The 26,130-nt window shown below is 63.3% G+C and carries 28 protein-coding genes; 10 read left to right on the forward strand and 18 right to left on the reverse strand.

All coding sequences use genetic code 11. The features are described 5' to 3' along the window. Positions 1 to 72 precede the first annotated feature (72 nt). The 6 genes from hemA (at position 73) to CXP40_RS04920 (ending at position 5,598) form a co-directional block, all read left to right on the forward strand. The gene (hemA, locus tag CXP40_RS04895) at positions 73 to 1,353 is read left to right on the forward strand and encodes a glutamyl-tRNA reductase (RefSeq protein ID WP_106732855.1); all 1,281 of its coding nucleotides are present in this window, start codon (positions 73 to 75) and stop codon (positions 1,351 to 1,353) included. Further along, entirely contained in the window at positions 1,350 to 2,432 is a 1,083-nt protein-coding gene (prfA, locus tag CXP40_RS04900; RefSeq protein WP_106732856.1) for a peptide chain release factor 1, read from the forward strand. The genes hemA and prfA overlap by 4 nt, the downstream gene beginning before the upstream one ends. A 186-nt stretch (positions 2,433 to 2,618) precedes the next feature. Next, positions 2,619 to 3,452, forward strand: coding sequence for a peptide chain release factor N(5)-glutamine methyltransferase (gene prmC / locus CXP40_RS04905; RefSeq protein ID WP_106732857.1), 834 nt, complete (start codon positions 2,619 to 2,621; stop codon positions 3,450 to 3,452). Positions 3,453 to 3,456: 4 nt separating this feature from the next. Then, positions 3,457 to 4,209 carry a molybdopterin-synthase adenylyltransferase MoeB gene (locus CXP40_RS04910; protein ID WP_106732858.1) on the forward strand — a complete coding sequence of 251 codons (753 nt, stop codon included), beginning with the start codon at positions 3,457 to 3,459 and terminating at the stop codon, positions 4,207 to 4,209. Next, entirely contained in the window at positions 4,199 to 4,987 is a 789-nt protein-coding gene (gene murI / locus CXP40_RS04915; RefSeq protein WP_106732859.1) for a glutamate racemase, read from the forward strand. The genes CXP40_RS04910 and murI overlap by 11 nt, the downstream gene beginning before the upstream one ends. Before the next feature lie 95 nt (positions 4,988 to 5,082). Beyond that, the gene (locus CXP40_RS04920; protein ID WP_106732860.1) at positions 5,083 to 5,598 is read left to right on the forward strand and encodes an acyloxyacyl hydrolase; all 516 of its coding nucleotides are present in this window, start codon (positions 5,083 to 5,085) and stop codon (positions 5,596 to 5,598) included. Between the two features lie 65 nt (positions 5,599 to 5,663). Here the strand turns inward: CXP40_RS04920 and CXP40_RS04925 are convergent, their stop codons facing one another. The 16 genes from CXP40_RS04925 to CXP40_RS05000 all read right to left on the reverse strand — a co-directional run bounded on the left by CXP40_RS04925 (position 5,664) and on the right by CXP40_RS05000 (position 20,166). Next, entirely contained in the window at positions 5,664 to 6,524 is an 861-nt protein-coding gene (locus tag CXP40_RS04925; protein ID WP_106732861.1) for a LysR family transcriptional regulator, read from the reverse strand. A 113-nt stretch (positions 6,525 to 6,637) separates the two neighbouring features. After that, positions 6,638 to 7,771, reverse strand: coding sequence for an HPP family protein (locus CXP40_RS04930; protein ID WP_106732862.1), 1,134 nt, complete (start codon positions 7,769 to 7,771; stop codon positions 6,638 to 6,640). Between the two features lie 95 nt (positions 7,772 to 7,866). Beyond that, positions 7,867 to 8,097, reverse strand: a complete 231-nt coding sequence (locus CXP40_RS04935; RefSeq protein WP_106732863.1) for a hypothetical protein — start codon at positions 8,095 to 8,097, stop codon at positions 7,867 to 7,869. Next, the gene (gene ccoN / locus CXP40_RS04940) at positions 8,090 to 9,538 is read right to left on the reverse strand and encodes a cytochrome-c oxidase, cbb3-type subunit I (RefSeq protein ID WP_106732864.1); all 1,449 of its coding nucleotides are present in this window, start codon (positions 9,536 to 9,538) and stop codon (positions 8,090 to 8,092) included. The genes CXP40_RS04935 and ccoN overlap by 8 nt, the downstream gene beginning before the upstream one ends. 323 nt (positions 9,539 to 9,861) lie before the next feature. Further along, positions 9,862 to 10,176, reverse strand: coding sequence for a YkgJ family cysteine cluster protein (locus CXP40_RS04945; protein WP_106732865.1), 315 nt, complete (start codon positions 10,174 to 10,176; stop codon positions 9,862 to 9,864). 276 nt (positions 10,177 to 10,452) lie between these two features. Next, positions 10,453 to 10,980, reverse strand: a complete 528-nt coding sequence (locus CXP40_RS04950; protein ID WP_106732866.1) for a DUF2878 domain-containing protein — start codon at positions 10,978 to 10,980, stop codon at positions 10,453 to 10,455. Continuing rightward, positions 10,973 to 12,247: a cyclopropane-fatty-acyl-phospholipid synthase family protein gene (locus tag CXP40_RS04955; protein WP_106732867.1), complete on the reverse strand. Its 1,275-nt coding sequence runs from the start codon at positions 12,245 to 12,247 to the stop codon at positions 10,973 to 10,975. The genes CXP40_RS04950 and CXP40_RS04955 overlap by 8 nt, the downstream gene beginning before the upstream one ends. Continuing rightward, complete coding sequence (locus CXP40_RS04960; protein WP_106732868.1) at positions 12,234 to 13,034, reverse strand: DUF1365 domain-containing protein; 801 nt, start codon at positions 13,032 to 13,034, stop codon at positions 12,234 to 12,236. The genes CXP40_RS04955 and CXP40_RS04960 overlap by 14 nt, the downstream gene beginning before the upstream one ends. Further along, positions 13,034 to 14,281: an NAD(P)/FAD-dependent oxidoreductase gene (locus CXP40_RS04965; protein WP_106732869.1), complete on the reverse strand. Its 1,248-nt coding sequence runs from the start codon at positions 14,279 to 14,281 to the stop codon at positions 13,034 to 13,036. Before CXP40_RS04965 ends, CXP40_RS04960 begins: the two co-directional genes overlap by 1 nt. After that, entirely contained in the window at positions 14,278 to 15,033 is a 756-nt protein-coding gene (locus CXP40_RS04970; RefSeq protein ID WP_106732870.1) for an SDR family oxidoreductase, read from the reverse strand. Before CXP40_RS04970 ends, CXP40_RS04965 begins: the two co-directional genes overlap by 4 nt. Continuing rightward, a complete protein-coding gene (locus CXP40_RS04975; RefSeq protein ID WP_106732871.1) occupies positions 15,030 to 15,452 on the reverse strand; it encodes a nuclear transport factor 2 family protein in 423 nt (140 codons plus the stop codon). Before CXP40_RS04975 ends, CXP40_RS04970 begins: the two co-directional genes overlap by 4 nt. Further along, a complete protein-coding gene (phrB, locus tag CXP40_RS04980; protein ID WP_106732872.1) occupies positions 15,449 to 16,885 on the reverse strand; it encodes a deoxyribodipyrimidine photo-lyase in 1,437 nt (478 codons plus the stop codon). The genes CXP40_RS04975 and phrB overlap by 4 nt, the downstream gene beginning before the upstream one ends. Next, positions 16,873 to 17,829, reverse strand: coding sequence for a MerR family transcriptional regulator (locus CXP40_RS04985; protein ID WP_106732905.1), 957 nt, complete (start codon positions 17,827 to 17,829; stop codon positions 16,873 to 16,875). The genes phrB and CXP40_RS04985 overlap by 13 nt, the downstream gene beginning before the upstream one ends. Positions 17,830 to 17,833: 4 nt before the next feature. Continuing rightward, complete coding sequence (locus tag CXP40_RS04990) at positions 17,834 to 18,784, reverse strand: DUF523 and DUF1722 domain-containing protein (protein WP_106732873.1); 951 nt, start codon at positions 18,782 to 18,784, stop codon at positions 17,834 to 17,836. Positions 18,785 to 18,952: 168 nt separating this feature from the next. Beyond that, positions 18,953 to 19,183 (reverse strand): TIGR02450 family Trp-rich protein, encoded by a 231-nt coding sequence (locus CXP40_RS04995; protein ID WP_106732874.1) that lies wholly within the window; start codon positions 19,181 to 19,183, stop codon positions 18,953 to 18,955. Next, entirely contained in the window at positions 19,180 to 20,166 is a 987-nt protein-coding gene (locus CXP40_RS05000; protein ID WP_106732875.1) for an NAD(P)/FAD-dependent oxidoreductase, read from the reverse strand. The genes CXP40_RS04995 and CXP40_RS05000 overlap by 4 nt, the downstream gene beginning before the upstream one ends. Before the next feature lie 191 nt (positions 20,167 to 20,357). Here CXP40_RS05000 and CXP40_RS05005 point away from each other — a divergent pair, with 191 nt between their 5' ends. The 4 genes from CXP40_RS05005 (at position 20,358) to CXP40_RS05020 (ending at position 24,850) form a co-directional block, all read left to right on the forward strand. Then, positions 20,358 to 21,260: a TIGR01777 family oxidoreductase gene (locus tag CXP40_RS05005; protein WP_106732876.1), complete on the forward strand. Its 903-nt coding sequence runs from the start codon at positions 20,358 to 20,360 to the stop codon at positions 21,258 to 21,260. 12 nt (positions 21,261 to 21,272) lie between these two features. Beyond that, entirely contained in the window at positions 21,273 to 22,295 is a 1,023-nt protein-coding gene (gene hemH, locus CXP40_RS05010; RefSeq protein ID WP_106732877.1) for a ferrochelatase, read from the forward strand. 306 nt (positions 22,296 to 22,601) lie between these two features. Then, positions 22,602 to 23,933: an MFS transporter gene (locus tag CXP40_RS05015; protein ID WP_106732878.1), complete on the forward strand. Its 1,332-nt coding sequence runs from the start codon at positions 22,602 to 22,604 to the stop codon at positions 23,931 to 23,933. Positions 23,934 to 24,076: 143 nt separating this feature from the next. Further along, on the forward strand, positions 24,077 to 24,850 hold the full coding sequence (locus CXP40_RS05020; RefSeq protein ID WP_256579241.1) for a hypothetical protein: 774 nt from the start codon (positions 24,077 to 24,079) through the stop codon (positions 24,848 to 24,850). A 4-nt stretch (positions 24,851 to 24,854) separates the two neighbouring features. Here CXP40_RS05020 and CXP40_RS05025 read toward each other — a convergent pair whose 3' ends face one another. Further along, positions 24,855 to 25,577 (reverse strand): ABC transporter substrate-binding protein, encoded by a 723-nt coding sequence (locus tag CXP40_RS05025; RefSeq protein WP_106732879.1) that lies wholly within the window; start codon positions 25,575 to 25,577, stop codon positions 24,855 to 24,857. 64 nt (positions 25,578 to 25,641) lie between these two features. Continuing rightward, positions 25,642 to 25,983 (reverse strand): zinc ribbon domain-containing protein YjdM, encoded by a 342-nt coding sequence (locus CXP40_RS05030; protein ID WP_058487120.1) that lies wholly within the window; start codon positions 25,981 to 25,983, stop codon positions 25,642 to 25,644. Between the last annotated feature and the right edge of the window lie 147 nt (positions 25,984 to 26,130).

Raw genomic sequence — 26,130 nt, forward strand, 5'->3', positions numbered from 1 at the left:
TCGCGGGAGTTGTTCTCTCGGGGGCGAAGTAGGACAATTGCCGGCTCCCGTATTGCCCCTCAGCGACCCTGCATGGCCTTTATCGCCCTCGGTATCAACCACAAGACCGCCTCGGTAGAGGTGCGCGAGCGCGTTGCCTTTACCCCTGAGCAACTGGTCGAGGCGTTGCAGCAGCTGTGTCGGCTGACGCCCAGCCGTGAGGCAGCGATCCTCTCCACCTGCAACCGCAGCGAGTTGTACCTGGAGCAGGATCAGCTGAGCAGCGACGAAGTGCTGCAGTGGCTGGCCGACTATCACCGCCTGAGCGTCGACGAACTGCGTGCCTGCGCCTACGTGCACAGCGAGGATGACGCGGTGCGGCACATGATGCGTGTGGCGTGCGGGCTGGATTCGATGGTACTGGGCGAGCCGCAGATTCTCGGTCAGCTCAAGTCCGCCTACGCCGTGGCGCGTGAGGCCGGCACCGTCGGGCCATTGCTCGGGCGCCTGTTCCAGGCCACCTTCAGCACCGCCAAGACCGTGCGCACCGACACCGCCATCGGCGAGAACCCGGTGTCCGTGGCCTTCGCTGCAGTTAGTCTGGCCAAACAGATCTTCGCTGACCTGCATCGCAGCCAGGCGCTGCTGATCGGCGCCGGCGAGACCATCAGCCTGGTGGCGCGCCATCTGCACGACCAAGGCATCAAGCGCCTTGTCGTCGCCAACCGTACCCTTGAGCGTGCCAGCCAACTGGCTGAGCAGTTCGGCGCCCATGCGGTGCTGCTCTCGGACATTCCCGACGAACTGGCGCACAGCGACATCGTCATCAGCTCCACCGCTAGTCAACTGCCGATTCTCGGCAAGGGTGCGGTGGAAAGTGCGCTGAAAAAACGCAAGCACAAGCCGATCTTTATGGTCGACATCGCCGTGCCGCGCGACATCGAGTCGCAGGTAGGCGAGCTGGATGACGTCTACCTCTATACCGTCGATGACCTGCACGAAGTCATCGAGGAAAACCTCAAGAGCCGCCAGGGTGCAGCGCAGGCTGCCGAGGAACTGGTGGCTGCCGGCACCGACGACTTCATGCAGCGCCTGCGTGAGCTGGCCGCGGTCGACGTGCTCAAGGCCTACCGTCAGCAGGCCGAGCGCCTGCGCGACGATGAGCTGGCCAAGGCGCAGCGCATGCTGGCCAACGGCAGCAACCCTGAAGACGTGCTGGCGCAACTGGCGCGAGGCCTGACCAACAAGCTGCTGCACGCGCCCAGCGTGCGCATGAAGAAACTTACTGCCGAGGGGCGCGTCGACGCGCTCAGCCTGGCCCAGGAATTGTTCGCCCTCGACGAGAGCGCGCCGCAGGACAAAGGTCTGCAATGAAAGCTTCACTGTTGAACAAGCTGGACAACCTCAGCGACCGCTTCGAGGAACTCACGGCGCTGCTCGGCGATGCCGAGGTGATTTCCAAGCAGACGCAGTTCCGCGCCTATTCCAAGGAATACGCCGAGATCGAGCCGGTGATCGCCACCTTCCGCGAGCTGCGCAAGGTACAGAGTGACCTCGAGGGTGCCCAGGCACTGCTCAAGGACAGCGACCCAGATCTGCGTGAGATGGCCGAGCTGGAAGTGGATCAGGCCAAGGAGGTGCTGGTCGGTCTGGAAGACAAACTGCAGCGCATGCTGCTGCCGAAAGACCCCAATGACGGCCGCAACGTCTATCTGGAAGTGCGCGCCGGCACCGGCGGCGACGAGGCGGCGATCTTCTCCGGCGACCTGTTCCGCATGTACTCGCGCTATGCCGAGAGGCAGGGCTGGCAGGTCGAGGTGCTGTCGGCCAACGAGGGCGAGCACGGCGGCTTCAAGGAAGTGATCGCCCGCGTCGAGGGCGACAACGTCTACGCCAAGCTCAAGTTCGAGTCCGGCGCACATCGCGTGCAGCGCGTGCCGGAGACCGAATCCCAAGGCCGTATCCATACCTCTGCCTGCACCGTGGCGGTGCTGCCGGAGCCGGACGAACAGGCCGCCATCGAGATCAACCCGGCCGATCTGCGCGTCGATACCTACCGCAGCTCCGGCGCCGGTGGTCAGCACGTCAACACCACCGACTCGGCGATCCGCATCACCCACATTCCCACCGGCACCGTGGTGGAATGTCAGGAAGAGCGCTCGCAGCACAAGAACCGCGCCAAGGCCATGGCCTGGCTGGCGGCCAAGCTGCAGGATCAACAGGAAGCGGCGGCGCACAAGGAAATCTCCGAAACGCGCAAGCTGCTGGTGGGCTCCGGTGACCGCTCCGAGCGCATCCGCACCTACAACTTCCCGCAGGGCCGGGTGACTGACCACCGCATCAACCTGACCCTGTATTCGCTCAATGAAGTTATTGCCGGTGGCGTGGAAGCGGTGATCGAACCTTTGCTTGCCGAATACCAGGCTGATCAGTTGGCGGCACTGGGCGATTGAGTTTCGCTTGATCTCGTTGCGGTGCGCCGTGCGCACCAGTTTCGTAGGGTGGATGACGCCTTTTTCATCCACCATTCCGTTCGGTGGATCGATGAGGCGTGATTCACCCTACGCCGCTCAAGAACCGTAGCCCGGATGCAATCCGGGGACATACTTCCCGGATTGCATCCGGGCTACGAGAGAAATATGGCCACCATCGAATCCCTGCTCGACACCGCTGACCTGCCCGACTCGCCCACACCGCGGCTGGATGCGGAGCTGCTGTTGGCCGCCGCGCTGAACAAGCCGCGCAGCTACCTGCGCACCTGGCCGGAGAGCGAGTTGGAGGCCGATCAACTGGCGTTGTTCCAGGCGAATCTGCAGCGCCGCCGCGAGGGTGAGCCGGTCGCTTATATCCTCGGTCATCAGGGCTTCTGGAGCCTCGATCTGGAAGTGGCACCACATACCCTGATCCCACGTCCGGACACCGAGCTGCTGGTTGAAACCGCGCTCGAGCTGCTGCCTGCAGCGCCGTTGGCCGTGCTCGATCTGGGCACTGGCACCGGAGCCATCGCCCTGGCCCTGGCCAGCGAGCGCCCGGCCTGGCAAGTGACCGGCGTGGATCGCGTCGAGGACGCCGTGGCCCTGGCCGAGCGCAATCGTCAGCGCCTGCAACTGGCTAACGCAGCGTTCTTGTACAGCCATTGGTTCTCTGCCCTGAGCGGGCAACGTTATGGCCTGATCCTGAGCAACCCGCCTTATATCCGCGCGGACGACCAGCATCTCGAACAGGGTGACGTGCGCTTCGAGCCGAGCAGCGCTCTGGTCGCCGGCTGCGACGGGCTGGACGATATTCGTGCGATCATCCAGGCCGCGCCGGACCATCTGCTATCCGGAGGCTGGCTGTTGCTGGAGCATGGTTTCGATCAAGCCGGGGACGTACGCAGCTTGCTCAGCGAGGGCGGCTTCGTCGAGGTCGAGAGCCGGCGTGACCTGGGCGACCACGAGCGCATCAGTTTGGGACGTTTCGACCGTGAGTGATCAGATGCTGAGCGATGATGAACTGCTGCGTTACAGCCGGCAGATCCTGCTGAAACAGATCGATGTGGAAGGGCAGCTGCGCCTGAAGCAGGGGCGTGTGCTGATCGTCGGCATGGGCGGGCTGGGCTCGCCCGTGGCCTTGTACCTGGCGGCCGCCGGTGTGGGCGAGTTGCACCTGGCTGACTTCGATACGGTGGATCTGACCAACCTGCAACGGCAGATTGCCCATGACACAGCCAGCATCGGCCAGGCCAAGGTGGACTCGGCTATGGCGCGTCTGGCGGCGATCAACCCGCAGGTCACCCTGGTGCCGCATCGTCAGGCGCTGGACGCCGATTCGCTGGCCGCCGCGGTCAGTGGTGTCGATCTGGTGCTGGACTGCTCGGATAATTTCTCCACCCGCGAGGCGGTCAATGCCGCCTGCGTCGCGGCCGGCAAACCGCTGGTCTCCGGTGCTGCGATCCGCCTGGAAGGGCAACTGTCGGTGTTCGACCCGCGCAATGAAGCCAGCCCCTGCTATCACTGCCTGTACGGCCACGGTAGCGAAGCCGAGCTGACCTGCAGCGAGGCCGGTGTGGTCGGGCCGCTGGTTGGCCTGGTCGGTAGCCTGCAGGCACTGGAGGCGCTCAAGCTGTTGGCCGTTTTTGGCGAGCCGCTGGTGGGCCGCCTGCTGCTGATCGACGCGCTGGGCACACGTTTTCGCGAGTTGCGGGTCAAGCGCGATCCGGCCTGCGGTGTTTGTGGCGATGCCCAGTAACGCGCCGATCGGCGTTTTCGACTCGGGCGTTGGCGGCCTGTCGGTGCTGCGCGAGATTCGTCAATTGCTGCCCAACGAAACGCTGCTCTATGTCGCCGACAGCGGCCATGTGCCCTATGGCGAGAAAAGCCCGGAGTACATTCGCGAACGCTGCGTTGTGATCACCGAGCACTTGCTGGCGCAGGGCGCCAAGGCCCTGGTGCTGGCCTGCAATACGGCTACGGCCGCTGCTGGCGCTGAGCTGCGCGCACGTTATCCACAACTGCCCATCGTCGGCATGGAGCCTGCGGTGAAACCGGCTGCGGCGGCGACCCGCAGTGGCGTGGTCGGCGTGCTGGCAACCACCGGTACGCTCAAGAGCGCCAAGTTCGCCGCGCTGCTCGATCGCTTCGCCAATGACGTGCGGGTGATCACTCAGCCCTGTCCGGGCCTGGTGGAATGCATCGAAGCGGGCGAGCTACAGGCGCCCGCCACGCGAGAGTTGCTGCAAGGTTATGTCACGCCGCTGTTAGCCGAGGGCTGTGACACGCTGATTCTCGGCTGCACGCATTACCCCTTCCTGCGTCCGTTGCTGAGCGAGCTGGTGCCGGCCTCGGTGAGCTTGATCGATACCGGCGCGGCTGTGGCGCGGCAGCTGCAGCGTTTGCTTGCTCAGCACGAGATGCTGGCAACCGAGCCCGCTCAGGCCACTCGCTATTGGAGTAGCGGGAAAACTGCACAGCTTTGCCGCGTATTGCCGATTTTGCTGAGTGAAGAGGCCGAAGTTCGTTCAATATAGTGAATCTTTTTCAAATTAGGCGTTCTCTGATATCGATTACTTCTATATTTTTGCAACGAGCCTAATAAAAACCTCTCGCTATAAAGGAATGACTCATGAAGAAGTTGTATGCCTTTGCTGCAGCCACTGCGTTCTCGTTCGGGGCCCTGGGTGCTGCGCAGGCTGCGGATGTAACCGCGGCTATTGGTCAGAGTGGCGATTCCACCATGGTTTACCGTTTGGGCGCGCAGTGGGACTGGAACCATAGCTGGCTGGAAAGCAGCTACGGCCGTCTGACGGGTTATTGGGACCTGGGCTACACCTATTGGGATGGCGATGACACGGCGAGCAACCACAGCCTGTCCTTCGCCCCGGTATTCGTTTACGAGTTCGCCGGGCAGAACGTTCGCCCCTACATCGAAGCCGGCATCGGCGTTGCTGCGTTTTCCAGCACCGAGCTGGAAAGCAACGAGCTGGGTTCGTCCTTCCAGTTCGAAGATCGCATCGGTGTAGGCCTGCGTTTCGCTGGGCAGGAAATCGGCCTGCGGGCTATCCACTATTCCAACGCCGGTCTGAAGAAGCCCAACGATGGCGCCGAAGCCTACACCGTGCATTACCGCATGAGTTTTTAAGCAGCCGTCGCGGCACTGTGAAGAAATCGCCCCTCTACGAGGGGCGATTTCGTTTCAGGTGGTGCTCAGATCATTGGGTCCCAGCGCTGCGACCAGTCGGTGTCTTCGGCAATGATCTCGCGCAGCAGATCGAACGACTGCTGCAGCACTGCCGAGTCGCGCTCCCGGGAATATACCAGGTAGGTCGGGTAGCTGAACTCGGGCGCACGGGGTACGCGTTTGAGCACCTTCTTGTCCAGGTAGCTCTGCACCACTCGCGTGCGGAAGTAGCCAGAGCCGCCGTGTTCGAGGATGTACTGCAGGGCCAGCGGCCCGAGGTTGAAGGACACCGGCGCCTTGGCCCGATCCGGCAGCGCGCTGTCGTGTTGCAGGCGGAAGGCTTCGCCCCAGTCGACATACACGTAGGGTTCGGGATTCTTCGCACGCACCAGGATCAATTTTTCTTCCAGCAACTGCTCTACCTGCATGCCCGGCCAGTAGTTTGGCTGATACACCAGGGCGGCATCCAGCACGCCCAGTTCCAGTTGACGCAGCAGTTCCTGGCCGTCGCCGATATGGGTGTGCACGGCGTACTGGTCGATGTGCGCACGGATGCGACTGACCCAGCGCAGCATCAGCGGGTTGCACAGGCTGACTTCACCGCCGACGTGGATGACGTTGTGATAGCCATCCGGCAGGGGCAGGTCGCGCTGCGCCGCCTCCCAGGTTTGCAGTATCTGGTTGGCATAGGCGACGAAGGCTTCGCCGTCGGCCGTCAGCTTGGCCCCGGCTCGGTTGCGTACGAACAGCGTGCAGTTGAGGTGACCTTCGAGCTTCTGGATGCGCGCCGTGACGGCTGTCTGGGTAACGTGCAGGCGTTCGGCGGCGGCGATGAAGCTGCCGCTGCGAACGATTTCCAGAAAGGTGCGGGTCAGATCGATGTCCATGTCGTGGCGGTGCTCAGCAAGCGGGCAGACGGGTAGTGTAAGGGCTGCTCTGGCACTTTTCGATGAGCAGCCGCATTAGGGGGAGCGAGCTTGGATCGCAGTAGGTCGCCGCCTCAATCGAAGTGGGCCAACAGATCTCGTTGCAACGCCGCAATCACGTCGGTCTGGGTGATGATCCCCACCAGCTTTTCGTTCTCCAGCACCGGCAGGCAGTGCAGGCCGCGATCAGATAACACCCCAATCAGGTCGACGACGTGCGTATCGACATCGGTGCAGCGTACCGGGCTGCTCATCAGCTCCCCCAGGCGCGGGCGAGGGCGTCGTTTGAATAGGCCAAGGCGCTTGGCCGGGCGGTGATGCAAAGGGGCGATCAGGTCGCTGAGGCTGACGATGCCGACCAGTTGCTGATTATGGTCGAGGATTGGTAGCGCCTTGAGGTGGTGGTGGCGCAGCAGGTGCAGGCCCTGTTTGATGCTGGTGCCCGGCGTGGCGCAGATCAGGTCGCGTGACATCACCTGGCCGGCACGGATATCGCCCATGCTGCGGCGCAGCGCATAGCGCTCGGTGCTTTTGACGATCATCGCCAGGTCTTCGCGAGTCACGTCGACGAAGGCGCCGAGTTCGTCGAGCGCCTGGTCGAGGTCGGTATCGCGGATGCCCACGCGCTCGCCGGGCAACGGGTCGCGGGTATGGTGTGCATCGGCTGCTGGCGCAGTCTGGCGCGGGTAGCGCATGCCGGTGAGGTTGTTATAGATCAGAGCACTGCTCAGCAGGCCCAGCGCGGCGATCACCACCGTCATGGCCGGGTGCCAGGCGGGTATGCCCGGTGCCACGGGCGCGAATACGACGCAGAAGGCGATGGCACCGCCTGGCGGGTGCAGGCAACGCAGCGGGCACATCAGCAAAAGGCTCAGACCTATCGCCAGGGCGGCGCCAAGCAGGCTGTGATCGAGCAGATGACCGACCAGCACACCGACCAGCGTGGCGCACAGATAGCTGCCGAGGATCGACCAGGGTTGCGCCAGTGCGCCCGAAGAGACGGCGAACAGCAGTACCGCCGAGGCGGCCAGCGGGCCGGAGAAGTGCACGGCCAGCTGCGGGCCGAAAAGCTGGCCGCATAGCCAGGTGGTGAAGACAAAACCCAGGCTGGCGCCGAGTGCCGCGCGCAGCCATTCGCGTGGCCGCGTGTGTGAAGCCTCGGGGAGAAAGGCGATGCACCATTGGTGCAGGCGTGATGGTGTGTTCATGGTATCCGGTCAAAAAAGAGGGCCCTTCACTGCTGAAAAGCCCTGAGGGTGCCGCAAGCGGCACTTCTGGACGCCCGTCCGTGGGCGAAGGAACGTCAAGCGAGCAGAGACTCTTCGGTCGGATTGCCGGGCTCTTCTTCGAGTGGCTGTGTGGTGACCTTGCAAGGGCGACCCGTGGCTTGCGTCATGCGCGCCGCCGCTTCTGGATCGTCGGCGAAGGGCAGCAGGCTGGCCTGGTCGAGCGTCGACGGAATGCGACAATTCAACCAGCAACCGAGCAGGCAACCAAGCGTGGCGAGAACCGGCAGGATCAGGGCGTCAGGCATGGGCGGCGGCTCCAACATTCGGGGTGGAGGGCACAGCATCGATGCGTTCGCCGCTGCGTACCGTCAGCCAGGTGTTCCAGGCCATCAGCAGCATGCCGCTGGCGAAGACCGCCCCGCCAAGCAGGCGCACGACATAGCCGGGGTGGCTGGCTTCCAGCGCCTCGACGAAGGAGTAGGTCAGCGTGCCGTCCTCGTTCACCGCGCGCCACATCAGGCCCTGGGTGATGCCGTTGACCCACATCGAGGCGATGTACAGCACGGTGCCGATGGTCGCCAGCCAGAAGTGCGCATTGATCAGGCCGACGCTATGCATCTGCGTGCGGCCATAGAGCTTGGGCAGCATGTGGTAGAGCGCGCCGATGGAGATCATCGCCACCCAGCCCAATGCTCCTGCGTGTACGTGGCCGATGGTCCAGTCGGTGTAATGGGAAAGCGCGTTGACCGTCTTGATGGCCATCATCGGGCCTTCGAAGGTGCTCATGCCGTAGAAGGCCAGCGAAACGACCAGAAAGCGCAGGATCGGATCGGTGCGCAGCTTATGCCAGGCGCCGGACAGGCTCATCATGCCGTTGATCATGCCGCCCCAGCTTGGCGCCAGGAGGATGACCGACATGGCCATGCCGAGGGTTTGCGCCCAGTCCGGCAGAGCGGTGTAGTGCAGGTGATGCGGGCCGGCCCAGATATACAGGGTGATGATCGCCCAGAAGTGCACGATGGACAGGCGATAGGAATAGATCGGCCGCTCGGCCTGCTTGGGCACGAAGTAATACATCATCCCCAGGAAGCCTACCGAGAGGATGAAGCCGACCACGCTATGGCCGTACCACCACTGGATCATTGCATCGGTGGCGCCGGAGTACACCGAGTAGGACTTGAGCAGCGAGACTGGTTCGGCGATGTGGTTGACCACATGCACCATGCCCGTGACGATGATGAATGCACCGTAGAACCAGTTGCCCACGTAGATGTGGCGCACCTGGCGGCGAGCGATGGTGCCGAAGAACAGGTAGGCGTAGATCACCCACAACAGGGTGACCCACAAGGCGATCGGCCACTCCATCTCGGCATATTCCTTGGAGGAGGTGATGCCCAGCGGATAGCTGACGATCATCGCCAGCACGGCTGCCTGCCAGCCCCAGAACAGGAAGTTGGCCAGGCCGTCGGAGATGATCCGTACTCGACAGGTACGTTGCAGCACGTAGAACGAGGTGGCGAACAGCGCGCCGCCGCCGAAGGCGAAGATCACCAGATTGGTGTGGACGGGGCGGATACGTCCGAAGCTGAGCCATGGAATACCGAAGTTCAATTCCGGCCAGACCAGTTGGGCCGCGATGAATACACCCATGCCCATTCCGAGGATGCCCCAGAACAGGGTTGTGAGGGTGAAGCGGCGAACGATTTCGTAGTTGTAATAATGGGGGGCAGTCGCAAGGGTAGCCATAATGAATCCGTCTTGCTGAGAATTTCAGGCATGTCTCTCCTGTCGCTCGGAACGGGCTGTTGGTGGGTTCGCGAGAGCGTGGCGGGGGCGAAGGAAAGAGCACCGAAAGTGTGCGGGACGGCGATGGATTCGACTAATTAATAATAAATACGCTTTTATTCTGTTTTTTTGATATCAAGCCATGAAGTGCGACCGAGTAACGCACTGGATTGGTGCTGGTGCACTGAAATGGCTCGGTGTTGAGCCAGGGTGTTCCTTCATGGTTGATCGTTATGTATTTATAGAAATGCACTTACTCAACATTAAAATTCATACATAAGATGTTACTGGCTATAGGCGGTGGCGATGCCGCGGCGTTCTTCCAGGCATTCGGCGGCGCCGAGTTCGAACTCGCGGCAGATCAGCGGGCGCTGTGCATAGATGGTGCAGCGCATGCTGTCGCGATCGAGCGCTATGCACCAGCCGTCGTCCAGGCGGCGCATGACCTCACCGCCCCAGGCGTCGGTCTCGATGTAGCGTTGTGGCACGCCGGTGTCGCCGATCAGCATCACTTCCAGTTGGCAGCAGCAGGCTGCGCAGGTGCTGCAACTGATCTCGGGTTCGGTGGGCAGTTGGGTATGGGCAATGGTCTGGCTCATGGCGTGGCAGTTTACGCCATGCAGTGGATACGCGTGGCTTGGGCTGACAAGGTGCAGCGGACAGTGCAGTAGGCCGCAAGCTGCAAGCCACTTTCCGTAGGAGCCCCGCCTCGGGGCGAAGCGTTTTGGGGCCGCGCCGCCTGGTTCGCGGCGGGGCGCCGCTCCTACACATGCGGGCATTTGTGCTTTTCGTAGGAGCCCCGCCCCGGGGCGAAGCTTTTCGAACCCGAGCCGAAGCGGTTCGCGGCGAGGCGCCGCTCCTACGGAGGCTATCGGCTAGGCCGAGCGGCGGCTGCGCAGGCTCTGCTCGTATTGCGCACGATAGAGCTTGGCGAAGCCATGCAGTACCGGCATCACCACGGCCCAGACCAGCGCGAAGATCGCCAGGGTTGGCCAGGTACCCAGTGGCAGCGCGACGCCGGCAATCTTGGCGCCGCCGTAGTAGGACAGCGGCGCGGCAACTGCGCCGAGCAGGCTGGCTCGCCACCAGGGCTGGGCAGTCCAGGCCAGACAGTGATTGAGCGTGCTGGCCAGCAACAGCCAGAGCAAGGCCAGCCACAGGGGGATCAACTGGCGCTCCTCGCCGAAGTCGAACACGCCGAGGTTGAGCAGAAAGCTGTCCAGCGCACTGCCGGCGAGAAACACGCTGAGCAGCAACTTGCCTTCGGCAGCCCAACTGCTGACCCACAGCAGGTGCACACCGATGATCGCCGCCACCACCAGAAGCCAGGGGCTGTCGCCGGCAAAGACGCAGACCAGCCAGCCGAGCTGGAACAGGAGGGCATTGGCGATCAGCTTAGGCATCGAAATTTCCTAACAGAGGCGCAGGGCGAGCGGCCGGTTTGGCCAGCAGCAATTGCGCGGTGCCAATGGTGCGTTCGAGGAAGCCGCCTTCGCAATAGCAGAGGTAGAACTCCCACAGGCGATAGAAGTAATCGTCGTAGCCCAACTGCTCCAGGCGCTGCCGCGCGTGACGCAGGTTGTCGTGCCACAGGCGCAGGGTGCGCGCGTAGTGCAGGCCGAAATCTTCCATGTGATGCAGGTTGAAGTCGGTGTGTCGGGTTACGACATCGAGCATCTTGTTTACCGAAGGCAGGGCGCCGCCGGGGAAGATGTAGCGCTGGATGAAGTCCACCGACTTGCAGGCCTGTTCGTAGCGTTGATCACGGATGGTGATGGCCTGCAGCAGCATCAGCCCGTCGGGCTTGAGCAGGCGCGCGCACTGCTCGAAATAGGTGGGCAGGAAGCGATGGCCGACGGCTTCGATCATCTCGATGGAGACCAGCTTGTCGTACTGGCCATCGAGGTCGCGGTAGTCCTCCAGCAGCAGGGTGACGCGATCCTCCAGGCCCAGCTCGCGAATGCGTCGCTCGGTGTGGGCGTGCTGCTCGCGCGACAAGGTGGTGGTGGTCACCCGGCAGCCGTAGTGAGTAGCGGCGTAGATGGCCATGCTGCCCCAGCCGGTACCGATCTCCAGCAAGTGGTCCGTAGGCTGCAGTGCAAGTTTCTGGCAGATGCGCTGGAGCTTGTTTAGCTGCGCCTGTTCCAGGCTGTCGTCCTCGTTCGCGAACATGGCTGCCGAATACATCATGGTCGGGTCGAGGAATTGTTCGAACAGGTCATTGCCCAGGTCGTAGTGCGCGGCGATATTGCGGCGCGAGCCCTTGCGGGTGTTGCGATTGAGCCAGTGCAGGCCCTGGATCAGCGGCCGGCCGAGGCGCGCCAGGCCGCCTTCCATGGCGTCCAGCACGTCGAGGTTGGCGACGAAGATGCGGATCACCGCCGTCAGGTCCGGCGTGCTCCAGTAGCCATGGATATAGGCCTCACCCGAGCCGATCGAGCCGTTACCCGCCACCAGGCCCCAGACCGCAGGGTCATGCACCGTGATTTCGGCGCGCAGGCTGGCCTGCGGGTTACCGAAGTGCAGGCTGTCGCCCGCCTCGTGGATCACCAGCAGGCCGTGGTGCAGGTTCTGCAGCTGCCGTATCACGGCGCGCCGCAACAGACCGGCGCCAATGCCGTTGCCACTGCGTACCAGACTTCTGGTGGGATTCAGGCTAGAGCTCTTCATGGTGCATGTCCTTCACTTGCGGGCGGGCGACACGGAAGCTGCCTTCCGCGGGCTTGTGGTCGAAAATCGGGATGCGCTTGAACAGCAGGCGCATCGCCTGCCAGTAGATGGCGGCCAGGGTCTTGCCGGTCATCCAGGGGAAACTCAGCAGGTAGCGGTGCAGGCTGGCGCGGTCGAGGCCTTCGCGGTGCAGGCTGAGGCTGGCATCGAACATCTTGGTTTCGCCTTGCCAGTCGGCCATGTGCACGCCAAGGCGTTCGCCCACGGCGCTGAAACTCATGCGGTATTGCAGCTCGCGCGGCAGGAAGGGCGAGACGTGAAAGGCCTTGTCGACGCTGGCCTGGTGGCGGCCTTCGCCCTCTGCCGGCAGCACATAGTGATAACGCTCACGCCACGGCGTATTGCTGACTTCACAGAGAATCGCCATCAGGCGCTGGTCGGCGTCATGGCAGTAGAAGATGCTCACTGGATTGAAGGCCAGGCCCCAGCTGCGCGGCTGCGTCAGCACGCAGATGCGACCTTGCGGGCGTGTGCCCAGTGCCTGCTCCACGCGATCGCGCACCGCCTCATGCAGTGCCACGCCCTGGCGGGTGGACTCGGGCAGGTAGTCGCTCTCGCGAAAGGCGAATGGCGCCCAGCGGCCGGAACCGGCCAGCTTTGACAGGGCGAACAGCTGCGCCTGCTCACTCAGGTCGAGGTACAGCAGACCCATGCGATAGCGAAAGGCATGGGCGCGCGGGGCGAAGCGTCGATGCTGCACCCAGCCGCTGTAAAGGGCGCTGTGCATCAGAGCGTCTCTCCGAAGGCACGCGCTACGCGCAGTGCGCTGACCACGCCATCTTCATGAAAACCGTTGGCCCAGTAGGCGCCGCAATAGTAGGTGTGCTGCGCGCCGAGCAGCTCTTCCCAGCGCGCCTGGGCGGCGGTACCGGCCAGGCTGTACTGCGGGTGGGCGTACTGGAAGCGCGCGAGGATCTTGCTCGGGTCGATGGCGGCCGTCTGGTTGAGGCTGACGCAGAAGGTGGTATCGCTGTCGATGCCCTGCAGGATGTTCATGTCATAGGTCACGGCAGCCATCTGTTCACGCGGCCCACCGAGGCGATAGTTCCAACTGGCCCAGGCCAGCTTGCGCTTGGGCAGCAGGCGCGTATCGGTATGCAGCACCACATCGTTGTTGGCGTAGGGCAGGGCGCCAAGAATGTCCCGCTCCTGCTCGCTGGGCTGCTCGAGCAGGGCCAGGGCCTGGTCGCTGTGGCAGGCGAAGATCACCTTGTCGAAGCGCTCGCTGCCGGCCGCGCTGTGCAGGGTGACGCCATCCTGATCACGGACGACGCGGCTGACCGGGCAGTTGAGGCGAATGCGTTCGGCGAAGCTGGCGGTCAAGGGCGCCACGTAGCTGCGCGAGCCGCCTTCGATCACCTGCCAGGTCGGCCGGTCGCTGACCGAGAGCAGGCCGTGGTTCTTGCAGAAGCGCACGAAGAACTGCAGCGGGAAACCGAGCATGTCGGCCAGCGACATCGACCAGATGGCCGAGCCCATCGGCACGATGTAATGCTCGATGAAGCGCCGGCCGTAACCATTGCTGTCGAGGTACTGGCCGAGCGTGGTGTCGGCGTCGATGCGATTGCTGGCCAGGTCGTCCAGCGACTGGCGATTGAAACGCAGGATATCGCGCAGCATGCCCCAGAACGCCGGCGACACCAGGTTGCGGCGCTGGGCGAACAGGGTGTTGAGGTCGTGACCGTTGTATTCCACGCCGGTGGCGGGGTCGCTGACCGAGAAGCTCATTTCGGTGGGCTTGAAGCCGACGCCGACTTGTCCCAGCAGGCGGATGAAGTTGGGGTAGGTCCAGTCGTTGAAGACGATGAAACCGGTATCTACCGCATAGCTGCGGCCGTCCACCTGCACGTCGACGGTATGGGTGTGGCCGCCGATCCAGTCGCTGGCCTCGAACACCTGAATGTCGTGCTGGCGGTTGAGCAGGTAGGCGCAGGTCAAGCCGGCGATGCCGCTGCCGACGATGGCGATTTTCATGCGTTGTCCTCGTTGCGCGCCAGGCGGCGACCTATGGCCAGTTGCAGGCTGCTGGGCAGGCTGCCGAGCAGTTTCAGGATGGCAATGAAGGGGGTGGGGAAAGCGATCTCGTGCGGGCGCTTGTCCAGGCGTGCGGCGATGTGCCGTGCGGCGCGCTCCACCGGCCAGCGCATTGGCATGGGGAAGTCGTTCTTCTGCGTCAGCGGGGTATCGACGAAACCCGGACTGACCAGGGTGACGTCGATGCCTTCTGCCGCCAGGTCGATGCGCAGCGTCTGCATCAGGTAGCGCATCGCCGCCTTGGACGCACCGTAGGCCTCGGCGCGTGGCAGCGGTAGGAAGGTGACCGAACTGCCGACGCCGACCAGGTGCGGGCGGTTGCCTTGGCGCAGCAAGGGCAGGGCGGCCTCGATGCAGTAGCTGGCGGCGAACAGGTTGGCGCTGACCACACGTTCGATCATCGCCGCCTCGAACTGGCGCACGTCGACGTATTCGCAGGTGCCGGCGTTGAGGATCACGCAATCCAGCGCGCCCCACTCTTGAGCGATGCGCTCGCCAATCGCGCGTACCTGCTCGGCGTCGGTCAGATCACCCGGGGCGACCAGCACCTGATCGCCATAGCGTGCTGCGAAGTCCTGTAATGGGCCACTGCTACGCGCGCTCAGTGCCAACTGATGGCCGGCCTTTAGTAGTTCTTCGGCCAGTGCGGCGCCGATGCCGCTGCTGGCGCCAGTGAGCCAGATACGTTTCATGCCAGCCTCCGTTTCAGCCAGGCGATCACGCTACCGAGCAGCGGCAGGTGTTCGTAGAGCAGTGCGCCGGCATCGAAATAATCACGGTGTTGATAGACGCGCTCGCGCCAGAGCAGGTGCGAGCAGCCTTCGACGGCGATCTCGGCGCCGCCGCGCAGGCGCGGATGGCGATAGCGCATGGTCCAGCGCAGGTAGCCTTCGCCTTCGGCGACCTGATCGAAGCCGTGAAATTCGAAATGCAGCGCTTCCACATTGGCGTACAGCTCGGCGAAATAGCGGCGTACCGCCGTCAGGCCGTGCACCTCATGCAGCGGGTCGCGAAACAGCACGTCATCGCTGTACAGCTCGCCGAGCAGATCGAGGTTGTCCTTGCTCAGCGCGGCGAAGCGCTCGGCGAAGTCATGAAGGAATGCACTCATGCCGGAACCTCCCGCGCAGACAGGTTCTTGAACGCCGCTAGCGCGCGTTCGCGCGAGCGCGACAGATCGACGATCGGGCGTGGGTAACCGGCGGGCGCGAACAGGCCGCCCAGTGCGGATGGATCATGAATATCGCGCTTGTTCAGCCCGGCCAGTTCCGGCACCCACTGGCGAATGAACTGGCCTTCGGGATCGAACTTCTGCGACTGGCTGATCGGGTTGAAAATGCGGAAGTACGGCGCTGCATCGGTGCCAGTGGAGGCGCTCCATTGCCAGCCGCCGTTGTTCGCCGCCAGGTCGCCATCGATCAGGTGACGCATGAAGAAGCGCTCGCCCTCGCGCCAGTTGATCAGCAGGTTCTTGGTCAGGAACATGGCGACGATCATGCGCAGGCGGTTGTGCATCCAGCCGGTTTCCAGCAGTTGGCGCATGGCCGCATCGATGATCGGCAGGCCGGTGCGGCCCTCTTGCCAGGCGGCCAGGTCTTCCGGGGCGTGGCGCCATGGCAGCGCCTCGGTTTCCAGGCGGAAGGCACGGTGGCGCGATACCCGTGGGTAGCCGACCAGTGTGTGCTTGTAGAACTCACGCCAGAGCAGCTCGTTGATCCAGGTGACGATGCCTGGGTTGCCACTGTCGAACTCACCCTGATTGGCCGCGAGTGCGGCATGCAGGCATTGCCGCGGCGATACGACGCCGGCGGCCAGATAGGCCGACAGCTGGCTGGTGCCAGGCTTGGCGGGGAAGTCGCGTTCATCCTTGTAGTAGGCCACCTGCTCGTCGGCAAAGCGCTCCAGGCGCTGCAGCGCAGTGTTCTCTCCGGCGGGCCAGAGCAGGCGCAGGCTGTCGCTGGGTGTAGCGAAACCCTCTACGGTTTCGGGAACGACGTCACTGCTGATGGCCTGCGGCGTTTGTGCCTTCGGAGGGGCGATCAAGGCCGGCAGGGCTGTGTGCAGACGCTCGTAGCACACCTTGCGGAACTGGCTGTAGACCTGGAAATAGCCGCCGGAGCGGGTCAGTACGCTGCCAGGTTTGAACAACAGTTGATCTAGATGGCTGTGCCAGGCGATGGACTGCTGGCCGAGGTAGGCGCAGACCTGCTGATCGCGCAGGCTTTCGTTGACGCCGTACTCCTCGTTGACGTGCACGGCGCTGATGTCGTGTTCATGGCAGACCTCGGCGACCTGCACCGGCGCCTCGCTCCAGTCTTGGCAGTGGCGTACCAGCAGCGGCACATTGAGCGCCGCCAGGGCCTTGCTCAGCTCCGCCAGGTTGCGCAGCCAGAAGTCCACCTTGCTCGCGGCATCGTCATGGCGCTGCCACTGGCCGGGCGTGACGAGATACAGGGCGATGGTCGCGCCGCTGCTCATGGCGCGGCTCAGGGCGGTGTTGTCCTGGGTGCGCAGGTCGCTGCGAAACCACATCAGTTGCTGCATGGGGTTACCTCTTGGGTGCCGAGCAAGCCATGGCGCAGCAGCCAGGCGTGCGCGGCGAGCGGGTCGCTGGCCGACTCCAGGCCAGTCAGCGAGTCGCGGTGAATGTGAGCGGCGGGGCCGGCGAGCAGCAGCGGCACCGGGCATTGTTCGGCCAGACGGGGTAACTGGCGGCGTACCAGGGCGCCGTCCAGCGCTTCTTCGGCGTACAGCAGCACGGCGCGCGGGGCGATGTGCTCCAGCGCCGTCAGCAGTTCATTGGTCGGCAGCGGCCAATCGAAGACCTCCACCGGACAATCGCTGGCGCTGGCCAGCCAAGCGCACAGCCACAGGCCCGGCTCCATTGGCGCCTCACCGAGGTTGATCAGCAGCAGCGGCGCGCCGCCGACCTGGCGATTGCAGTGATAAATGCGAGTGGCCAGCTTGCTGCGTAGCCAGGAGAGGAAGAACACCTGCTCGGCGCGTGCGCCGAATTGGCCTTGCCAGCGCTGGCGCAGATCACCGAGCAGCGGCCACAGCAGTTGTTCGACCAGGGGGCTGGCCGGGTAGAGCGCCAGTGCCGAGTTGAAGCGATCATCCAGGCGTCGCTCGTTGAACTGAACGATGCAGCCGAGCAACTCGTTGCGCTGACGTGACCAGTTGTCGGTGTGGGTTGCTTGCGGCACCTGCTCGTGGTCGAGCAGCGCCTTGACCTGGCCGACGGCAACGCCGCGAGCCAGCCAGGCGAGAATGGCGTTGATGCGTGCGAGATTGGCTGGTGAATAGAGGCGGTGTCCCTTGGGTGTGCGGTAGGGCACGATCAGCCCGTAGCGGCGCTCCCAGGCGCGCAGGGTCACGGCGTTGATGCCGGTGCTGCGGGCCACCTCGCGAATAGGCAGGTAGCCCTCATCGAGTGCCTGGCGGTAGTCGTGGCCGACTTCGTCGTCGGCGATGGTTTCGCTGGTCATGGCATCACAGCGCATTGCGCAGGCTGAGTGGCTCGGGGTGCGGCTGCAGATACGCCTGCTCGGCGATGTAGCGATCCGGGTGACGGCGGAAGTGGTGTTTGAGCAGCGTCAGCGGCACCACCAGCGGCACGATGCCCTCGCGGTATTGACCGATCAGTTGCTGCATCTCCTGCTTGTCCTCAGGGCTCAGGCTGCGTTTGAGGTAGCCGCTCAGGTGCTGCAGCACGTTGCTGTGGGTGCCACGGGTGGCGCATTTCTTCAGCGCGCTCATCAGTTCGCTGAAATAGCGCGGCGCCAGCTCGCCGAGATCGTGCTGGCTCAGGTCGCCGAGCATGCGCCCGAGCGTCTTGTAGCGCACCGGGTCGGTGGCCATCAGCAGGTACTTGTAGCGCGAGTGGAAGGCGATCAGTGAACGGCGCGTCAGACCCTGCAGCAGCAGGCGTTGCCATTCGGCGTGGGCGTAAACGCGGGTGATGAAGTTCTCGCGCAGGACCGGGTCGTTGAGGCGACCGTCTTCTTCCACCGGCAGATCCGGGTGCCGCGCGCAGAAGGCGGCGGCGAAGATGCCGCGGCCCGGCTCGCTCGGGCGTCCGCCTTCCTGGTAGACCTTGACCCGCTCCAGGCCGCAGGAGGGCGACTGCTGCATGAAGATGTAGCCGCTGATGCCTTGCAGCTCGTTGGCCATGCGCTCGCCGTACGCGGCCAGGGCATCGGTGACGTCGCGCGAGCGGTCGACGGTGCCGACAGCACGCGGCTCGTGTGGGTCGCCAACCAGACGAATCGGTTCCCTCGGAATCGACATGCCGATGCCGACCTCGGGGCAGACCGGGATGAAATCGAAGTGTTCGGTGAGGCTGCGGCTGCACAGGCGCGACAGCTTGTGGCCGCCGTTATAGCGGACTTCGGCGCCCAGCAGGCAGGCGCTAATGCCCAATTTAGCCTTGCTCGCTTGCATAACCTGACCTCGTTAGACCTTGTACATGAAGCAATCCATGTACAACTTGTGTCTATCATAGGTGTGTGGTTATACAAGTCAAATGCTTTGTACAGGTTTGGTATTGGTTTTCTTGTGCAGGCAGACGGCGTCAACCGATGGGGGCTGACGCCAGGTTTCGCGGGAGGGTCAGCGCCAGCCTTGCAGCCAGCGTTCGGTATCTTGTAGTTGACGCCAGTCCAGCTGCTGGCTGCGTTGTGTGAACACCGCCTGAAGCTCGACGCCGAGGACGTTGTCTTGCTCGTCGCGGATCAGTTCGGTCACCAGGAAATGACGCTCGCGATTCTGCGGCTGCGCGGCCGTCCATTTCGACAACAGCAGTTTGCGTGGGTTGAGACGACGCTTGTCGGGCGTGCTCATTGCAGGTGCTCGAGCAGGCGGCGTGCAGCATCCTGGCCGCTAAGCCAGGCACCTTCGACGCGGCCCGACAGGCACCAGTCGCCACAGGCGTACAGGCCCAGGTCGGCGTCGGCCAGCGCGCCCCATTGGTGGGCTTGCGCCGGGCGGGCATAGAGCCAGCGGTGGGCGAGGGTGAAGCTCGGGGCCGGCACGGCGCAGCCGATCAGCTCGGCGAAGGCACCGTGCAACTGTTCGATCACTGCTTCCTTGGGCAGATCCAGGTTCTGTCGGCTCCAGGCGCTGCTGGCGTGCAGCACCCAGGTGTCGAGGTGGTTGTCGCGGCCGGGTTTGCTGCGGTTGCGTGCCAGCCAGTCGAGCGGACTGTCCTGCACGAAGCAGCCTTCCACGCGGGTATCAAGCGGGCGTTCGAAGCCCAGCGCCACCGCCCAGGTCGGCTCCATGATCACGCTCGCTGCGGTGCCAGCCAGTTTCGGCGCGGCTGCCAACAGGGCACTGGCTTGGGGCGCGGGCGTAGCGACGATCACATGGCTGTAGGGGCCGTGGCTGTTGCCTTCGGCATCGAGCAGGCTCCAGTAGCGGTCGCCACGGAACACTTCGGTGATACGGCAACTGAATTTGACCGGCAGGGCGCCGAGCATGGCACGGGTGATGGCACTCATACGCGGGCTGCCGACCCAGCGTAGTTGCTCGTCAGGTGAGGCGCTGAGCTGGCCGTCCCGGGCGTTGTACAGGCTCGGTTGCCACTCGGCGACCCAGCCACGCGCCTGCCATTGCTGCACCACCTCGACGAAGCGGCGGTCGCGTGCGGTGAAATATTGCGCGCCGAGATCCAGGCTGCCTGCGTCACTGCGCTTGCTCGCCATGCGCCCGCCGCTACCACGGCTCTTGTCGAACAGTTCGATGTCCTGGCCGGCGGCGTGCAGGGCCTGGGCGGCGGATAGCCCTGCGATGCCGGTGCCAATGATGGCGATGGGTGCGTTCATGGTTACCTCGTCAGCGCTGAATGCTATACAGGCTAAGGTTTGGACAAAAGCTATACAAGGGTGTTTTCATGTACAGCTGTCGCCGAAACCGGCGCTCCCTTGCTTTAGGTTTAGGACAAACGCGACAGGTATGCGCGTCATGAACCAGACTAAAGGTGAAGTTTCTTCCATTGCCATGCGAGGACGATGCCATGCATATCCTGCTGACCGGCGGCACCGGTCTGATCGGACGAGCGCTCTGCGCGCACTGGAGCGAGCAGGGCCACCGCCTGACTGTCTGGAGTCGTGAGCCAAGCAAGGTCGCGCGCCTCTGCGGGGCCGATGTTCGAGGCATTGCCCGGCTTGAAGAGCTGGGTGAAGAACCACTGGACGCGGTGATCAATCTGGCCGGCGCGCCCATTGCTGACCGCCCCTGGAGCAGCAAGCGCAAGGCGCTGCTGTGGTCCAGCCGTATCGGGGTGACCGAGCAGTTGCTGACCTGGCTGCAGGGGCGTACACAGCGTCCAGCGGCGTTGCTGTCGGGCTCTGCAGTGGGTTGGTACGGCAACGGCGGTGAACGTGAGCTGAGTGAAGATACGCCGCCGGTCACTGATGATTTCGCCGCCCAGTTGTGTGGCGCCTGGGAAGAAACTGCACAACGCGCCGAGGAGCTGGGGATTCGTGTGGTGCTGGTGCGCACCGGCCTGGTGCTGAGCCCTGACGGCGGCATGCTCAAGCGTCTGTTGCTGCCGTTCAAGCTTGGTGTTGGCGGCCGGATTGGCGATGGCCGGCAGTGGATGCCCTGGATTCATATCGCCGATCAAATCGGCCTGATCGATTTTCTCTTGCAGCACGGCGATGCTCGCGGTCCTTATAATGCCTGCGCGCCGCTACCGGTGCGTAATGCCGAGTTCAGCAAAGCGTTGGGACAAGCGCTGAGTCGCCCGACGCTGTTTCCGGTACCTGCCTTCGTACTGCGCGCTGCATTGGGCGAGATGTCCGAGTTGCTGCTGGGCGGTCAGCGCGCCGTGCCGACGCGTCTGCTGGAGGCAGGTTTCAGTTTTCGTTTCACCCATCTGGATGTGGCACTAGCCGATTTGCTGGGCCATCAATAGCTAGGATTTCGCATGACCGATCACGCATTGTTGCTGGTTAACCTGGGTTCGCCCGCGTCCACCGAAGTAGCCGATGTCCGCCGTTACCTCAATCAGTTCCTGATGGATCCCTACGTGATCGACCTACCCTGGCCGCTGCGTCGATTGCTGGTGTCGCTGATTCTGATCAAGCGTCCTGCGGCATCGGCGCACGCCTATGCCTCGATCTGGTGGGAAGGCGGTTCGCCGCTGGTAGTGATCAGCCGCCGTCTGCAGGAAGCGATGAAGGCTCAGTGGACTCAGGGGCCGGTAGAACTGGCCATGCGTTATGGCGAGCCTTCCATCGAGTCGACCCTGCAGCGTCTGGCCGCGCAGGGGATTCGTGAGGTGACCCTGGCGCCGCTGTATCCGCAGTTTGCCGACAGCACCACCACCACGGTGATCGAGGAGGTCAAGCGGGTGGTGCGTGAGCGTGGGTTGAAGATGCGTCTGTCCACGCTGCCGCCGTTCTACGATCAGCCGGAGTATCTTGACGCCCTGGTGGCCAGTGCCAAGCCTTACCTGGAGCAGGAATTCGATCACCTGTTGCTGAGCTTCCACGGCCTGCCGGAGCGTCACCTGCACAAGCTCGATCCCAGCGGTCACTGTCTGAAAGGCGACGACTGCTGCCGCAGCGCTTCGCCCGCGGTACTCGCCAACTGTTACCGCGCGCAATGCCTGCGCAGCGCCGAGTTGTTCGCTCAGCGCATGGGCCTGCGCCCGGAACAATGGTCGGTGAGCTTCCAGTCGCGCCTGGGGCGCGCCAAGTGGATCGAGCCCTACACCGAGACGCGTCTCGACGAGCTGGCGGCGCAGGGCGTGAAGAAGCTGCTGGTGATGTGCCCGGCCTTCGTCGCCGACTGCATCGAGACCTTGGAGGAGATCGGCGACCGTGGCCGCGATCAGTTCGTCGAGGCCGGTGGCGAAAGCCTGCAGCTGGTGCCCTGTCTGAACGATCATCCTGACTGGGCGGCGGCGTTGAAGGTGTTGTGCGAGCGCGCGCCGTTGATGATCTGAGTACTTGTTTAGGTAGAACAGGTGCAGCAGCCTACACCGCTCAGAGACTGAACCATAGGAGCCGGCTTGCCGGCGATCCGCTAAAAAGCATCGCCGGCAGGCCGGCTCCTACACGCTTGACTGACAGGCATCGTGCTTTGACGCGGCTGTTGAATCCCGGTGCCAAAGCATTCGTATCGGCAGGTATGAAGCATTCGTCGGCCTGATAACACCTTCGAGCGATACTCACTGCCGTTTATATCGTCCTAAGCTGGCGCTTCTTTCAACCGTCGCGCATCGCGTTCTGCGGTGCCGAGGAGAGCGTCCGTGCATAACAACAATAACGGCTATCCCTCCAGTGCCCGAGCCTGGACCACTGTTGCCATCCTGATGGTGGCGTATGTCCTGTCCTTCGTTGATCGGCAGATTCTCAACTTGCTGGTCGAGCCCATTCGCCGCGATCTGGCGATCAATGACACGCAGATGAGCCTGCTGATGGGCCTGTCGTTCGCTCTGTTCTATACCGTGTGCGGCATTCCGCTGGGCCGTGTGGCCGACACCCGCAGCCGGCGCGGGCTGATCGCTGTCGGCATTCTGTTCTGGAGCGCCGCTACCGCCGCCTGCGGCATGGCCAAGCTGTACTGGCAGTTCCTCCTGTGCCGCATCGGCGTGGGTGTGGGCGAGGCAGCGTTGTCGCCCGCCGCCTATTCGCTGATTGCCGACAGCTTTCCCGCCGAGCGCCGGGCCACGGCCATCAGCGTCTATTCCATGGGCGTCTACCTCGGCTCGGGCCTGGCCTTTCTGGTTGGCGGCCTAGTCATTCAGTTTGCCTCTGCGCAGGGCGACGTTACGTTGCCGGTGCTGGGTGAAGTGCGTCCCTGGCAGCTTATCTTCCTCATTCTTGGCGGTGCCGGCGTGCTCTTCACGTTGTTGATGTTCGCGGTCAAGGAGCCTGCTCGGCGTGGCGCCGGTGCTGGGGTGGCGGTGCCGCTCAGTGAAGTGGGGCGCTACATTCGTGCCAATCGACGTACCGTGCTGCTGCACAATTTCGGCTTCGCCGGTTTGGCCTTCGCCGGTTACGGTAGCGCCGCCTGGATACCGACCTTCTTCATCCGTACCCACGGTTGGGATGCCGGCCAGGTCGGCATCGTCTACGGCAGTATCGTTGCGGTGTTCGGTTGCCTGGGGATCGTCTTCGGTGGGCGACTGGCTGACTGGATGGCCAAGCGCGGGCGCAGCGATGCCAACATGCGTGTCGGCCTTTACGCGGCCCTGGGTGCGTTACCCATGGTGGTGCTGTATCCGTTGGTGGACAGTGCATTCTGGGCCAGTGTGCTGATGGCCCCCACGGTGTTCTGCCTGAGCATGCCGTTCGGCGTGGCGCCAGCGGCGATCCAGGAAATCATGCCCAATTCGATGCGCGGCCAGGCGTCGGCCATCTATCTGTTCGTCATCACCCTGATCGGCCTGGGAGTGGGGCCGACCGCCGTGGCGCTGGTCACCGACTTCGTCTTCGCCGATGACGCCGCGCTGCGCTATTCGCTGCTGATCATCACCACCCTGGCAGTGTCGACGTCGATCATCCTCCTGGCCAAGAGCCTCAAGCCGTACCGCGAAAGCGTCACGCGGTTGGAGCAATGGGCCGCTAATCCGGCCTGAGCAGGCGCATTTTCCTGCCGTGTCTTGCGTTGATCGGCACGATTTATGCGCCAGGGCACAGGCAGCGTGGAATTTTTGCGCTTTACTGAGGTTCTGAGTGTTGCGCGCGCCATTGGGGCGCGTGCCAGCCAGGGAACCTCTGCATGGGAGCGAGGCCAGCGTCTGCTGCACAGGGCAGGCCAATCAACAACTGGGTATGTTTGCAGCGGTTAGTGCTGCCGGTGCTGGCTGTGCTGTTGCTGCTCAGCGGCTGCAGTGGTCGTCTGGATAACGATTCCATCCTGCACACGCGCAATCCGCTCAAACCCACCGAGGTGCTGCAGACGGACGTCGATCGCATGGCAACCCTGGCCATGCGTAACAATCTCAACAGCCTCTATCGGCTGATGAACAAGCTGTATCAACGTAACCCACGCGAGTGGCGCAAGAATTCCCTGCCCGACGCCGCTGCTGCCGAGCGCGCTATCCAGTACGCCATCGAACATAACCAGGACTGGCCAACCTTGGGCGGCCGACGTGATGTCGCTGCGCTGGATTATTCGCTGAGCCCGGCATTTCAGGGCGACCGCGTGGCAGCCTTCACCTATGCCATTGGCAGCATGCTGGTGACGGCTCACGGTGGCCGCACCGAGTTCTACCTGACCGACAGCTTCAATGCGCAGTTCATCCACAACGCCGCGCGCAATCTGGAGAAGGCCGGCTGGATGCTCTCGCAACGGCGTGACGCCACGGGCCAGCCGATGCTGCTATCCAACGAGTTCTCCGAGCAGGGCAACAACCTCAGCTATGCAGTGGAGTTCGGCAAGATGGTGGCGCGCCTCGATCTGCTCACCCATGTGCTGGAAGAGCGTTACCGGCGGATGGGCGCCAACTACGCCCAGAGCCTTTTTCTGCTGAATTTCCTGCCGGTGCAGTAGCGCGTCACTGGTGCCAGCGTTGCTGAATCTCATCCAGCGTACCGGCCTTGCGCAGGCGCACCAGCGCTTCGGAGAACTGCCGGGCGCGCTCGGTATCACCCTTGGCGAAGGCGACGAAGCGCGGCATCTGAATCAACGGGCGAGGTAGCACGCGCACCTGTTCCTGGGCGCGCTGTTCGCGAATGAAATAGAGCAGTTGGGTATGGTCGCCGACGATGATGTCGATGCGTCCGGCCAGTAGCATCGACACCAGTTGCCGTGGATTCTGGGCGCTGGTGTCACGGGCCAGATCGGTGCGGTCGAAGTTTTCTTCATAGGCATAGCCGCGAACCTGGCCGATCACGTACGGCGACAGGTCATCCAGCGTCTTCCAGTCGCTGATGGCGGTCTTGGCGGTGGTCATGAACACGGTCGAGCCGCTGCGCAGCGGACCGACCAGCTCGTATTGCTGCTGACGTTGCGGGGTACCGGCGAACTGGAAGGCCATCTGTACTTCCCCGCGGTCGAGCATGCGCTTGACGCGCTCCCAGGGGTAGAGACGGATTTCATACGGCACCTGCGCTTCGCGCAGTACCGCGTCGACCAGTTCGACGTCGAGCCCGCGCGGCGTATCGTCCTCGGCGGTGACGAAGCTGTAGGGGGCGAACTGTTCGTCGCCCACTACCCGCCAGGGCTGTGCTGCCAGCGAATGGGTCAGAGCCAGTAGAGCGAGCAACAGATAGCGCATCACGGCGTTCCTCATGACCGGCCTGTTTTCAGGCTAGTCAATTTCTGCGAGGGACGGCTGTAAATCAGACCTTGCGGACGAACTCGGACTTGAGCTTCATCGCACCGATGCCATCGATCTTGCAGTCGATATCGTGATCGCCGTCGACCAGGCGGATGTTCTTCACCTTGGTACCCACCTTGACCACCAGCGACGAGCCTTTGACCTTGAGATCCTTGATCACGGTGATGGTGTCGCCGTCCTGCAGCAGGTTGCCGACCGAGTCCTTGATCACGCGCGCGTCATCGCTGTTCTCGGCGCTCTCGCCGGCTTTCCACTCGTGGGCACATTCGGGGCAGACCAGCTGCGTGCCGTCTTCGTAGGTGTATTCGGAGTTGCATTTGGGGCAGGGCGGCAGAGCGGTCAAGGCTTGTCCTCGGTGAGCTGGAATAAACCGCAGATTATATAGGGTTTTGTTCGCGGGCGCCGCTCTAGGACGTGAAGCCACCGAGATATGGGTGTTTTAAATATTGGACTTATCAGCGGGAGGTGGTTTACCTGTATTTCCCTTTAA

Origin of the sequence: Pseudomonas sp. YY-1 (genome assembly GCF_002843095.1) — a bacterium.
Classification (GTDB): domain Bacteria; phylum Pseudomonadota; class Gammaproteobacteria; order Pseudomonadales; family Pseudomonadaceae; genus Aquipseudomonas; species Aquipseudomonas sediminis_A.